Below are 12,738 nucleotides of genomic sequence, written 5' to 3'. Positions count from 1 at the left end.
TCACCTTTTTCTTCTTGCTCAGTAATCGCGCCCGATGGGATATTTATTTTAATATTGATGTTTATTTTGTGTAAAAATTCACTTAAACAAACGGGGCAGCTTATGTTGAAGAAGTAATTATTGTAAATGAACAGGACATACTACACCTAAATAAAAAATTAGGGTGATGAAATTGGATAAAAGTATTCCTCTTCTGATGGTCTTATTTAGTTTATTAATTTGTGTGTAGTGTTTTGGAACAGCAAATGCAAATTCGAGTGACACTCCTCCTTCTTTTGAGGAAAAGTACACTGAAGCTGGATATAAATCTGTAAAAGCTGCTGTTAAGGAATTTGAAAATTATTGTAAATGTGATGTAAAGCTACCCGAAACGTTGCCTTCTATTTCTTTCACACATCAATATGGAAGATTCTTCGAAGATAAGAACTATATTGTGAATGATTCAGGAAATTAGTTTTGTTAACAAAGAATTAAGTAATAATAGGGGTACCGCCAACATTTCGGAAATTTTGTACGCTAAGGTGGTCCCATCCCGAAAATGCGGATTTACAACGATAAGACTTTTGAGACAGGTCATATGAGACACTAGTCCCTTATTTGTCGTAAAATTGATTAAGTCTCAATAGATTAGACCCTATTGATACAAGCCTTATAACCCTTGATATAACTAGGTTTGTATTCTTACCGTTGTAAATCCGAAAAATCCTGACGCTACCCCATCAGGTTTTAAAACATCTTTTAATATCATACATAACACTCTTGAAGTTCGTTTGGTAATAATTAAATAATTTATTAAAATTTCTTTTACTTTTATTTAATTCTTGGAAAATGACAACTAAGTTATTTATTTTTAAAGTTTAAACAGCATAACCCCAATCCAAATTTAGGACAGGGTTAAAAATAAAGTGGTTTAATTAAATTATAAAGCACCTGTAAATTCTAATTTTTTTAGTAATAAATATTTAAGGGAGATGACGACGTTGAATAACAAAAAATTAATTGCTTTATTGGTTGGATTCTTATTCTGCATAAGTGGATGGCAATTAGTTAAAGCGTCACAACAAAATTTAGAAAGTGACTATTATAAATTAGGTTACACATCTATTTCTAAAGCGGTACAGGAAACTGAATCATATTATAAAACAAAGTTGGATTTACCCTCGAAAATAGCCCCATTGGATTTTACTCATTCCTTTGGAAGATTTAATAAGGAAAATGATACTCTAGAAATAGAATATTTAAATAATAAGGAACATATTAATTATGTTATAAATGTTTTTCCATCAAAAATTAAAATTAATAAATTAATAAATACAAATGATATTCAAATATCTCTAAAAGGTGGAACACAAGCTTATTATTCATATTCAACAGGTGAAATAGAAGTAAAAGTAATAACTTTGAAATTTGAAAAAAATAAATGGATTTATCTACTAAGTATTCAGGAAGATTTATTAACTAATCCCTTGTCGGAATTACAAGAAATTGCAAACTCTTTTTAAAATATTAAAATCCCCCAGTAACCGATAAAATCTAACAGGTTATTGGGGGATATTTTTATCTAATTTATGTATGAAATTATTCAAAATAATAAAACCCAGCAAGAAGCTTTTGACATTGCAAAATCTTTAGATGAAGAAACCACAATGTATCAGCTTTATTGATCATAAATATATCATTTATATCTAAATAGACATACAGAAAGACCAGGTACTCACCTTATAATGAGCGCCTAGTTATTTGTTTTGGTGATTTAAAAGTAATCTCTATAATCGTATTTAACGGAAAAATATTCACAAAGATTAATTTAATTGAAGTTCTGGTCGATATTAGGATAAGTATGGTAAATACTAAATAATCAATTTACTAGAAAGGTGGAATTCTTTAATGATTACTACAAGAAATTCAACAACTATGCAATATTTAATGTCACGTAGATCCTATAAACAAAATGGACTCATTCAAAAAAACAGTAATGACCGCACTTCTAAAGAGAGTCAAGAAAGAATAAACAATGTTAATAAAATTATCGAAGAAAGTAAAAGATCTAAACCCTCTACTAAACAGATTGAAACACTTAAAAGTGCTGCTAAGGATGGTTTATTAGGCTCTAGTGCTAATAAATTAGGACCATGGGGGAAACATAGCCTCCAAAAATTTTTATCAAACTCTAAGTACAATTCAACATTAAATGCTTATCGAAATTCAATATAAAATTAGTATAATCAAAACACCCTTTAACACTTTTGAGGGTGTTTTGAAATACAATTACTGGCAAGGTATTACCTTTGACGTTGTGCAATAAAAAAGCCCAGGCTCAAAATTAATTGAGTACCTGGACATTAAACTATTCATCTACTATATTTGTTACTTGAGCCAACTTAGCTGCTTTAATTTTACTAGCTCCACCTTGTGCTGCAGCCATTCCAGTAAACGTTCCTGTTTTAACACGCCAATTAGCATTGTTCGATGTACGATACCCAACCGAAATGATGCTTTAATACATCTAAGACATTTTCAGCTGCTTGTTTTGTAGCGTATGTGCCTGTTAAGATGCGATATTTACTAGTAACTGCGGAAGGCTTTTGTTGCTGTACATCACTTAAATTAATTAATTCAACGTGATTGCAAATTCCGAGTTCGGCGCGCCAGCAAATACAACCGTTCCGTTTTTCGGCAGTTTTACTTTTTTATTGTCGCTCACAACGGTAAAATTAATACATACTCCCTTTTCATCATACACCGCGAACGAACTCTGCGATGGCAATGCCACAGTCATCGTTTTCCCTGCTACCGTTTGTGGGATCGTAAACCATCTTGCATGCCCACTTTCTTGTAGTGTAACTTTGGATGATTGGCTTGCATCAAGCGGTTTCACGCTGGTTCCACTTACGTATAACAATCCGGACATCTCCATGTATTCATTACCGCCTTCAGTATAAAAACGAGATTCCGTCGTATCACGGCCTGTCATCACGGGGATCTGAAGCTGATGCGCAGCCGTGTTTGGGCCAGTAATTTTTCTGCCGTCCCAATAACCCTCTAGACCTTTATTACGATTAATTTGTGTTGTAAGCATCATTGGTAAGAGATATTGAGCAGAACTATATTTCTCGTTTATAAGATAGTACTTGACGCCTTCCCGATTTGCCCATGCGGCAGTGGTTTCCTTCGATAACACGTTGTCTTCTAGTTTCTCGGCTAAATAGTAAGTAACCACCTCTTGCCCTAAACCTGGCATCGATATAAATGTGCTTTCCTTCAAATATGTTCGTCTATTCTTCTCAGTGACGAAGTTGAGCTTGGAGGTACCTGACTCATTAATAAAGCTTCCATCCGCAGTAAATACATATTTTTCTTCTGGATTAGATGGTAAGATCAGTTCTCCATTCTTCGCTATTTCTATTTTGAAATGACTGAAACTATTGCCGTAAAAACCCGCTTTCTTTGCTACGTCTTGAGGCATCTTAGCCTTGACCGGCTTGCCAAAAGATTTGTTCGGCTTGATTTCTTTAATTGTGCCCTTCTCTTTAAGCGCTGTGAGCAGTAATTCAGTCGCCATCAATTGATTTGTAGTGCTGCTACCGCCGGATGACAATACAGCTACTGCCATCTTCTGTTCGGGAAGTACGACCAGTGAAGCATGTTGCAGTCCCGTGTCGCCGCCTTTAGCCAAGCCCTTTATCCCATATTCATTGAATGGATATAGTTTCACACTATCCCAGCCAAGACCATAGTTGACAATATTATCTCCATCCCCTGGCCACATTCCTTTTTTATATTCCTCTTGCTCCATCGCTTTGACAGCCTTATCAGAGAGGATTCCTTTTCCCTGTCCCATAAATATTTGTGAGAATCGCACCATATCTTCTGCTGTGGAAGAGATCCCTCCTGTACCAATCACATTCACCGATTCAGTAGGAAGCTGCCCTTGGTACGTTGGAAAATAAAGTCCAGCCCGCTTATCGTTTTCCCATTTGTCCTGCGGCGTTTTCGTATGATTTAGCTTTAAGGGTTTTGTAAACCGATGATGTATAAATTCGGTAAAGCTCAGACCGCTGACTCTTTCCACCATAATCTCGGCAAGCGTAAAGCCGTCGTTGCAGTATACAGAGAACGCGCCAGGATCCGCCTTCAATTGCTGGTTTGACAATTGCCGCAACAAGTTATCATGGGCATAGGTATCATTATCTTTAAATAAAAATGTATTACTAAACGTACTACCTTGCAAGCCGGAGGAATGGTTCAACAGCATACGCGGCGTAATGCTTTTGTAACGCTCGTCTTTCATCTTGAAATCAGGAACATAGTGGACGACAGGAGCATCCAAATTGACTTTTCCTTCGTCGACCAATTTCATTACAGCCGCCGCTGCATACATTTTACTGACTGAACCAATCCCGTATAGGGTATCTTTGGTCAGCGGCTGTTTCCCTTTCATATCATTCTTTCCTGTCTGACCCGACAAAATAAGTTTGCCATTATCAATTAGCGCATACTGTACGCTAGTCGTCTCATAGGACTTCGTGAGTAGGGTAGCCTTCTCTGCCGCAATCTTTTTCAGTTCTTGACTAGCTAATTCTTGGCTAGCGACAACCATAGTCTGACTACTAGAAAACGCCATCGCACCTGTTGGAAGGCTCATTGTCAACGCTAACGTAGCAGCTAACACCGCAGATAATTTATTTTTCATAAATGAATTGCCTCCTTGATTTCTAGATACACACTTCCTAAAACAATAATTTATTCCCATACAAATAAAATTTTTTTGTTCACTTATACACCTTGATCACCCCTTTCGCAAGAAATATTTTCCATAAATAGAATATCAAAGTTTTATTTACTCGTAAATACAATGATAGACTGATACCATATCAGGCTTAAGGCTTATGGTTGATTATGACTAAGAAAATTAAAAAGACCAGCTCGGCTGAATGATATGCTCCCTATTAGGTAGACAGATTAAAAAATAAAATCTATTTATCTAAGGACTCGAATTGAAACTACATATTACTTGAAGAAGGTTACTATTCTATCAATGAATTGTGTGAAAGGTTTTCATTAGATCATCAAACTTTATATATATGGAAAATAAATTATGTGGCAGGTGGACGTGAAGGATTACAAGAAGCTACTTCATGTAGATTATATCCAAAAGAGTTAAAATTAGTAGCTGTGCACAGATGGAGGTGTTGGCGAAATATGAGATTAGCAGTACCTCTGTTTTAAAAAGGTGGGTAAAAAAATATACAGGTCATAATAAATTAAAAGATTCAAGTAAAGGAATGAGTTAAGCTATGACAGAAGGAAGAAAGACAACTTTTGCCGATAACCTGCTATTGTTATGATGTTAAGAAAAAGCAGACTTAGACAATGAAATAGAGCCAAGTCTTCCATGTTCTCCATTAAAATCATCTACTTAAGAGCAAAGTTTTCTATACATAATTGGGATTTATACTGCTATAAGACTTTCAATAACATAAATCACCATCCGTTAACTACAAGTAAAACAAAAACAATAGCATCGATTTGTAAAAATCATCCATGCTTTCATCAGGGTAACTAAACAGCCTTTGCTATTTCTGTAAATATAAAATCCTACGATATTCATTGTTAATAAATAATTACACTTATCATTAATTTTATATTCAATTTCTATCTTCTTTTAATTAGCACCAAGATGTACCCTGTTTTCTATATACAAGACTTGCAAAATTATAATAATCCATCTTCTTATACTTCTCGTAATATTACCATCCTGTAGTAACACCAGTAGGCAAATATTGCACTGTGAGTAACGGCGCTTAATGGCAAAAGAGTCTTAATTCCAAACTTTAAAGCAGTTTTCCTTATTTGTTTTTTTAATATCCTTTAAATACGTTGGATTTCGAACGGCAATTTTCATTGCTTCACTCAATTTCTGGACAGGAATATTTAATAGTAGGAGCGTAAGCAAATAAATCAAATTATATTATATAATGATAATATGTAAAAAAGCCACGTTATTGCGGCTTTTTCAAAACTCTTTTCTAAATTTGTTTCCCCAAAAGGTTTCAGTTAGTAATATTTTCATTAAGGGGAATGATATCGAATAGTTGCTGATACACCGTTTGCAAAAGATCCACCAGAAGTTGTTATTTCTACAGACAGAAGAGTACAACTATTTACTGAGAAATTTGACGTTGTAGTTGTACAACAATTTGGCGAAGCAGATGTACTAGGTCCTGTAATGGTTGCTATGATACCAGTAGGTACCGGGGCAGTAAAACCACAATTTGTACTTAAATATATTTGTGCAGATGCAGTATCACCAGCAGTTAAATTATGATCTCGTATATTAAGAGTTAAACTTGTTATAACTGCATTTTGAGGAACAACAAATGTATTTTTAATGAAAGTAGCTGATGCACTTCCAATCCCAAGAAAATCATTGTTTGCAACGGATTGATCTGTACTTAAGTAAACTTCCATTAGGCCCGGACCATTCAAACCTGTTGGACCAGTAGTGCCAGTTACTCCTGTTATTCCTTGAAGCCCGGTTGAACCTGTTGTTCCTGTCGTGCCCGTTGTTCCTTGAAGCCCTGTTGGACCTGTTGCTCCTGTCGTTCCTGTTATTCCTTGAAGCCCAGTTGGACCTGTTGCTCCTGTCGTTCCTGTTATTCCTTGAAGCCCAGTTGGACCTGTTGCTCCTGTTGCTCCTGTCGTTCCTGTTACTCCTTGAAGTCCAGTTGGACCTGTTGCTCCTGTCGTGCCCGTTGTTCCTTGAAGCCCAGTTGGACCTGTTACTCCTGTTGCTCCTGTCTTTCCTGTTATTCCTTGAAGCCCAGTTGGACCTGTTGCCCCTGTTGCTCCTATTCTCCCCTCTATTATTTGCAGTCCAGTTTCTCCCGTTTCTCCGTTCAACCCACTTTGAAAGTTATTAATTTTCATAGGATCACCTCCTCCCCTATTTCATAATATTTTTATTAGAAATATTGAATTAGACATATCACTAGGTTATATGACCTGAAAAATAGATAAATGTAATCCAATAATATAATTATATTTATTTTACGTTTACTATCGTAGCGGATATGGTAATGGTTCATCATTTGCCTTAATTGTTGTTCTATTTATACTTCTAATTATTATCGTCTCTACTTTCATGAATAGAGAGTATTAATATTTTCGATTTAAGGGTCGCCTCCAGCCTGGTGACCCTTTTGTAGTTTCTTTCCTCAAAGCATTCAGTATTTGAAAGTATCCTTTAATGCACTTAAAGCCTTTAAAATATCTTCTTCAAAAGGTGTACCCTTAGCCAAATCGAGATAAAATTCTTCCGTCTCTTTCACATAACGTTTTCGGAACTTTTCATTAGCGACCAAAGCACTTAACAAGTTGTGAAGTCGATCTGCTAATTTCACCATTTTGGCAATGGGATTATTTCTAATATCTTGGATATATACTTCCATTTTGTGGCCCTTACTTTTAGTTAAGATTTTCACAGCAGTTAGAACATCTTTTCCTCCATAAAAGAAAATCTCTTGTTCGCTTGCGTCTGTATCTTCTAATAAATCATGAAAAAGGGCTGTTATAATATATTTAGTATCTAAAAAGCCCTTTTTCTCTAAAATACTTGCAACTTCAATGGGGTGACTGATATAAGGTTTTCCACCAATTCTTGTTTGCCCTTCGTGCTTTTCTTTCGCAAATAATAAACTACTAATTATCATTTCACTTCTCCTTTCAACATCTCTTTGCTGAACAATAGTAAAATGCGATGCTTTTATTCAAGCACCGCACTCATAAATTGATTAAAAAATTATTTTGCTGCCATTACTGCATAGTAATTGTTTTCATTATCTGCAAAATTAAATATCCTACCTGAAGGCATATTTACAATTTCTCCGACAATAACGTTTTTATTTAAAAGGTCATTATATAATTTATCGAAATCTTCAGAGAAGAACATCAGAGAAGGTGTACCAAGATTCATTTCAGGTTGCATTTTAGCAATTAATTCCTTATTGTGGAGAATAATTGTTGTCTCTGCTTCTTTGGTTGGAGCAATTTCAATCCATTTCATTCCTTGGCCGTTATCTTCCTCTGAAATGACACTAAACCCTACTTTTTCTGTCCAAAACTCTTTTGCTTCATCCTGGTTATTAACATACAACATGAGTTGACCGACTTTATTAATCATTGATTTTTATACTCCCTTAAAATGTCTTACTTTGCTTACTATGGATTATCACCAAAACGTGTGGTTGATTTCCGTTCCGACTGGGCGCTTTGGTGCTGCCGCTTCGCTTTCGCGCAGAGCAGAGCTTCCTGGGGGCGTCCGATGAGCCGCTTTTGGTGTTGCTGTCGCTACGCTTTCGCACAGAAAACATCCGCTGCGCTGCAGGGTCTCGGGCCAACACGATGTTGGTCACGAAGGCGTTATCACAGGATGTGATGCTTTTAGCCTTCGTTCCTCTATTGCTGATCCCCGAGGAGTCGCCCAGTCTCCACTCCAATCATCTATTTTACATAGTAGACGTTTTAACAAAAGTCATCCACAACTTTTGGTGATGAACCCTTACTATAGCGACTGCACATGCTCATTCAAACGGTCCCAAGTTTCTGCGATGCCTTGAAGCATACCCATATCCATAACGGTCTTAAGGGCCTCTGCAGACACATATTCTGCACGATTTATTAGCTTAGTCTTTCCTCCCAAATCGACGAATTCCAATGTAATCTCGGTCGACGGCATGGAGTCATTCGAATTACCTTCAGCATCCGAAAAGTAATCGGTATAGCTGATCTTCTCAGGCTCAATAATCTCCTTATAAACCCCTTTTCCCCATGCTTCCATACCAAAAAAGTCACCTAGGTTTTCATCGACGCACTTCATACAGTAGTGCCAAACGCCTCCCGGACGGAAATCAACTATGCAGACTGGGATTTCCCATCCTCTCGGACCCCACCAATGTTTCAGATGTTCTGGCTCTTTAAACATATTGAATAGTAAGTCTCGTGGTGCATCGAAAACGCGCTCTAATATAAGTACGCGATCGTTCTCTACTCTTGATATCATTGAATTGTTAGACATGGTAGTTCCTCCTTGATGATGAAATGGTTTTATGATTTTTCTTTTTTCTGCAATTTTTTCAAATATTCATCTAAATTATCAAATCTTTCTTGCATTACACCCTGGAAGGACTGTATCCAAGAATCCAGCGCTTGGAATGGCTCGGGCCGGAGCTTATAGATTCGACGGTTAGCTTCAGCATGTACTTCCACAATCCCGTTGTCGCTAAGTACTTTTAGATGCTTTGAAGTTTGAGGTTGCCTCAATCCCAGTTGGTTGGCAATCTCACCCACGGTTAGAGGACCCTGGCGCAGGAGTTCAACGATATTCATGCGATTTGGTTCAGACAAAGCACTCAACGTCATTAAGTTTACTCCTAGAACTTTCCCTGACATGTCGCTCACCTCGTAAAATGATGGTCGCCGGTAAATTATCATCTACATCAGCACAGGTTTTATGATCCTGTTAATCGCAATATAACTCAATTAGAATATTCCTGTCAAGGAATATTGAAGAAAGTAGCCCACTTCAACCTTTAAGCCAAAATATTGTCTCTCACTTTAATATAGTAATACTAATAGCAAAACACTTAATTATAGAAACACCCCCTCTTCAATCCTTGCTATTACTTAAGTATAAACGTTGAAATAAATATGTACGAAAATGCCTGTTTAACCAAGTACATTTTTGATTCCCTTTGTATATTACAACTTTACAGGGAGACTTGGCGATCCATTCCGCATCTTTAACATCAGTCTTACGAACGGGAACCGCTTTGATATGTTGGGCATTTACAACTAAAAATTTGATACTCTCAGCCTCGAGTATGTTTACAATACGCTTCCAAAATACACCTGTACTTTCCATAGCTACGTGCGTACAACCATGTTCTTTAATCCAATCAATTAACTGCAATAGAAAAAACGTTTTGGTTTGAATCACTTTGTCTTCTGGTGTCATAATACATGCGGTAATCGAATCCTTATGAATATCCATACCACATGCACGTTCAATGATGACTTCCATTAGAAACATCCTTTCTACGGCCAATCAAATTAGGGGCTGGTGCGGCAACCTGAGTAGGATGAATCTCCTATGAGTGCTTCCCGTGAGGGAGCGACAGTCAGTGATACACCGAGGTCGTTGGAGTCAGACTAACGGAAGGGCTTAAGGCACCATAGTTTATCGACCTTCCTCTCCCAGCCGTAGTATTCAATACCCGTTCTGAGTACATTTTCATCTTCTGTGGTGTAACGCTAGTTTTTACGCTACATGGATGGCTAATGGGGCAGTTAAATTTAATAAAAATTTTCGAAAATTGGAACTTATAGGAACAATAATCGTATTAACTTTAAAAGAATAAATAAAAATTAATGATTTAAGGGGGAAATAATGAACTACATACAAACAATTCGTAAGTTAATTGGAAATGAAGTGCTAATGACTGTTGGTTGTGGAATTATTATTGAACAAGAGAATCAAATTTTACTACAACATCGAAAAGATCGGGATGTTTGGGGTATCCCAGGCGGTGTTATGGAGCCTGGAGAAACCTTTCTTGAAACTGCTGTCCGCGAAACATTTGAAGAGACAGGATTGATAGTTGAACAATTAGAGTTGTTTGGTCTTTATTCAGGAGGAGAAGGATTTGCAGAATATCCGAATGGAGATAAGGTCTTCAGCATCCAGATTATTTTCCATTCAAGTAGTTTTTTAGGAGAATTAATTCATGAAACAGAAGAAAGCCACGAACATAGATTCTTTACTCGCAATGACCTACCACTTTTGAACGCACATCAAGAGCGATTCATTCAGGATTGGGTAAACCAAGTGACTTTGCCCATAATAAAATAATCTGACGGAGTTCGACCATCAAAAAGGGTAGAGATAACAACCTTTTTCTTAATCAACTCCCATGAAAATAAAATCTCTGGCACTAAAAAAGTCCATGCTAAAAAGGTAAACGATTCAATCATAAATTTTTTACATAAAGATCTTTCCATGTGAACTGGGCTATTTAGTAACAGGTGCTAATGTTCAAGAAGTATAAGCTATTTAGTCATTTTGGATTTATTAAATTCATGGAACAAAAAAGCCCGATTTTTCAATTTGAATACTGAGAAATCGGCTTTTTGATATTGATGAAGCAGTCACAATTTTTGTACTAGCTTAGCTGTTTTATTTTTGTTATAACATTAAATTGTTCTCGCAATTATTTGGATTGTATGAGTAATTATAATTAAAAATCCTAAAACAATACAACATGTCGCTAGCGTACTTTATGATTTTTTTGCTTCACAAGACCCCAAAAAATCAGGCATAGTCCAATCACAATAGATACTATTGATAAAGTTATAAAAAATGGTGTACCTAATGATATTATAGGAAAAACATCTGTTAATTGCATGTAAAATTCTCCCTGTTCCAGATTCTAAGTTTACATATAGCTCTTCACCCAAATATGTACTTTCCTGCACATCTCATTTCGAGAGAAAGCTTTGCGCAGGCGTTGTTTGAGCCATCTCATTCCTCATACCTAAATCAGGCATTTCTGCGGAGTCACCTCTCTCCGCTTCATATGCTTTTTATACCACCAATAACAGATAATTGTCACTATGAGTCATTTAATTTTCCCAGTTACTACTTTAAATTGTACAAATCGATTTTCTCTTTTTTCTTACCCATTCCTTACAAATTTATTAACTTCTAACTACCAATTAAACTGTAGGTTAAAAATTGCAGTCAGTGAAAAGTTTGAAGGGACTGTCAATATTTTAGTGTAACTGACAAGCCATCTTTTCGACGGGAATGATTTTGATTTTAGAAGGCCAAACTCTTCTCAAAAAACAAAATTTCGCTGCGTGTTCCTTCTCCTTCTTTTTGTCACTCAAACAACGCTTCAAGTTCTGCACTCGGGCGTAAAGTGATTGGATTTTATTATTAATCACATCATTATTAAAATGATGGACCAAAAAATACACAGTAATCTCGTTTACAAAAAATGCAGTGCGAATTTGTATATAAATCGCACTGCGTATAATAGAGGTAATTGGAAAGCGGAAAAAATTATCACTATTTTTAAAAAGTTACGATCAATATGTATAGAAATGTTATCCCTTAGTTTCCCCTAACTATGTGTTAAAATGACAATCCTCATTATCAGCCATGCTTTTCAACTACTTCTCATAATTTTATTCAAATAAAGAGATGATTGCTATAATCCACACGCCTACCACTAGTATTAAAAACCACCAGCCCGTAAACTTTACGAACTTTTTTAAAAATGGTTTCTCAGTAAATTTATTTGAAAAGGAACTCATTTTTAAAAAATCTTCTGGAAACTTTAACAACATGTAAGAAAAACTACCGAAAATTAAAGTGACCAATATTGCCATAATAAACATTGTACCTACTCCTAAACTTTAAGTTTTTACATCACTCAATAATTATATTATTTAGCAACTAGATTGCACATGAAAAATTTAAGAGCTAGTACAAGTTTTAGAAACGAGATATACAGATGTTGGTTTAATAAAGGTAAAATCCTCCTTGCAGTATTTTTTCACGTTTTAGCATCTTCGTGAAAAGCGTATACATTGCCGCGATTTACACAAAACAATTCTGTTAATTCTTATCTAAGAATCAACAGAAGAAACTCCAATAAAATTCGTATGAATCTGTCA

Annotated in this window: 10 protein-coding genes and 2 pseudogenes; 4 read left to right on the top strand and 8 right to left on the bottom strand. The window is 35.9% G+C overall.

Annotated features, from left to right (window positions below; all coding sequences use genetic code 11):
• Positions 1–980 precede the first annotated feature (980 nt).
• Together ACIQZA_RS04030 and ACIQZA_RS04025 are read left to right on the top strand one after the other, a co-directional pair.
• Positions 981–1,502 carry a hypothetical protein gene (locus ACIQZA_RS04030; RefSeq protein ID WP_402880662.1) on the top strand — a complete coding sequence of 174 codons (522 nt, stop codon included), beginning with the start codon at positions 981–983 and terminating at the stop codon, positions 1,500–1,502.
• 385 nt (positions 1,503–1,887) lie between these two features.
• The gene (locus tag ACIQZA_RS04025; RefSeq protein ID WP_402880663.1) at positions 1,888–2,214 is read left to right on the top strand and encodes a hypothetical protein; all 327 of its coding nucleotides are present in this window, start codon (positions 1,888–1,890) and stop codon (positions 2,212–2,214) included.
• A gap of 397 nt (positions 2,215–2,611) precedes the next feature.
• Here the strand turns inward: ACIQZA_RS04025 and ACIQZA_RS04020 are convergent, their stop codons facing one another.
• Together ACIQZA_RS04020 and ACIQZA_RS04015 are read right to left on the bottom strand one after the other, a co-directional pair.
• Positions 2,612–4,693: a serine hydrolase domain-containing protein gene (locus ACIQZA_RS04020; protein ID WP_402880665.1), complete on the bottom strand. Its 2,082-nt coding sequence runs from the start codon at positions 4,691–4,693 to the stop codon at positions 2,612–2,614.
• A 1,379-nt stretch (positions 4,694–6,072) separates the two neighbouring features.
• A complete protein-coding gene (locus ACIQZA_RS04015) occupies positions 6,073–6,930 on the bottom strand; it encodes a collagen-like protein (protein WP_403009851.1) in 858 nt (285 codons plus the stop codon).
• A 148-nt stretch (positions 6,931–7,078) separates the two neighbouring features.
• On the opposite strand from ACIQZA_RS04015, the pseudogene ACIQZA_RS04010 reads away from it, so the two are divergent.
• Positions 7,079–7,162 (top strand): annotated as a pseudogene (locus ACIQZA_RS04010) (YjcZ family sporulation protein); the annotation flags it as partial.
• A gap of 64 nt (positions 7,163–7,226) precedes the next feature.
• On the opposite strand, the gene ACIQZA_RS04005 reads toward ACIQZA_RS04010, so the two are convergent.
• The 5 genes and pseudogenes from ACIQZA_RS04005 to ACIQZA_RS03985 all read right to left on the bottom strand — a co-directional run.
• On the bottom strand, positions 7,227–7,712 hold the full coding sequence (locus ACIQZA_RS04005) for an HD domain-containing protein (RefSeq protein ID WP_402880668.1): 486 nt from the start codon (positions 7,710–7,712) through the stop codon (positions 7,227–7,229).
• 89 nt (positions 7,713–7,801) lie between these two features.
• Entirely contained in the window at positions 7,802–8,182 is a 381-nt protein-coding gene (locus tag ACIQZA_RS04000) for a VOC family protein (protein ID WP_400940682.1), read from the bottom strand.
• A 381-nt stretch (positions 8,183–8,563) separates the two neighbouring features.
• A complete protein-coding gene (locus tag ACIQZA_RS03995) occupies positions 8,564–9,076 on the bottom strand; it encodes an SRPBCC domain-containing protein (protein ID WP_400940679.1) in 513 nt (170 codons plus the stop codon).
• A gap of 29 nt (positions 9,077–9,105) precedes the next feature.
• The gene (locus ACIQZA_RS03990) at positions 9,106–9,450 is read right to left on the bottom strand and encodes an ArsR/SmtB family transcription factor (protein ID WP_400940677.1); all 345 of its coding nucleotides are present in this window, start codon (positions 9,448–9,450) and stop codon (positions 9,106–9,108) included.
• A gap of 331 nt (positions 9,451–9,781) precedes the next feature.
• Positions 9,782–10,081 (bottom strand): annotated as a pseudogene (locus ACIQZA_RS03985) (IS110 family transposase); the annotation flags it as partial.
• A 366-nt stretch (positions 10,082–10,447) separates the two neighbouring features.
• Here ACIQZA_RS03985 and ACIQZA_RS03980 point away from each other — a divergent pair.
• Complete coding sequence (locus tag ACIQZA_RS03980) at positions 10,448–10,909, top strand: NUDIX hydrolase (RefSeq protein ID WP_400940674.1); 462 nt, start codon at positions 10,448–10,450, stop codon at positions 10,907–10,909.
• 1,337 nt (positions 10,910–12,246) lie between these two features.
• Here ACIQZA_RS03980 and ACIQZA_RS03975 read toward each other — a convergent pair.
• Entirely contained in the window at positions 12,247–12,459 is a 213-nt protein-coding gene (locus tag ACIQZA_RS03975; protein WP_402880671.1) for a hypothetical protein, read from the bottom strand.
• Positions 12,460–12,738: the final 279 nt, after the last annotated feature.

Source organism: Lysinibacillus sp. NPDC096382 (assembly GCF_044762845.1).
In the GTDB taxonomy this organism is placed as follows: Bacteria; Bacillota; Bacilli; order Bacillales_A; family Planococcaceae; genus Lysinibacillus.
The sequence above is the reverse complement of the archived record's forward strand: the minus strand, read 5'-3'. Positions and strand labels throughout refer to the sequence as shown.

What these genes read in the sequence shown, in the direction of transcription:
- ACIQZA_RS04025 (WP_402880663.1), top strand. Translation starts at nt 1,888, where the DNA reads ATGATTACTACAAGAAATTCAACAACTATGCAATATTTAATGTCACGT.
- ACIQZA_RS04020 (WP_402880665.1), bottom strand. Translation starts at nt 4,693, where the DNA reads ATGAAAAATAAATTATCTGCGGTGTTAGCTGCTACGTTAGCGTTGACA.
- ACIQZA_RS04015 (WP_403009851.1), bottom strand. Translation starts at nt 6,930, where the DNA reads ATGAAAATTAATAACTTTCAAAGTGGGTTGAACGGAGAAACGGGAGAA.
- ACIQZA_RS04005 (WP_402880668.1), bottom strand. Translation starts at nt 7,712, where the DNA reads ATGATAATTAGTAGTTTATTATTTGCGAAAGAAAAGCACGAAGGGCAA.
- ACIQZA_RS04000 (WP_400940682.1), bottom strand. Translation starts at nt 8,182, where the DNA reads ATGATTAATAAAGTCGGTCAACTCATGTTGTATGTTAATAACCAGGAT.
- ACIQZA_RS03995 (WP_400940679.1), bottom strand. Translation starts at nt 9,076, where the DNA reads ATGTCTAACAATTCAATGATATCAAGAGTAGAGAACGATCGCGTACTT.
- ACIQZA_RS03990 (WP_400940677.1), bottom strand. Translation starts at nt 9,450, where the DNA reads ATGTCAGGGAAAGTTCTAGGAGTAAACTTAATGACGTTGAGTGCTTTG.
- ACIQZA_RS03980 (WP_400940674.1), top strand. Translation starts at nt 10,448, where the DNA reads ATGAACTACATACAAACAATTCGTAAGTTAATTGGAAATGAAGTGCTA.
- ACIQZA_RS03975 (WP_402880671.1), bottom strand. Translation starts at nt 12,459, where the DNA reads ATGTTTATTATGGCAATATTGGTCACTTTAATTTTCGGTAGTTTTTCT.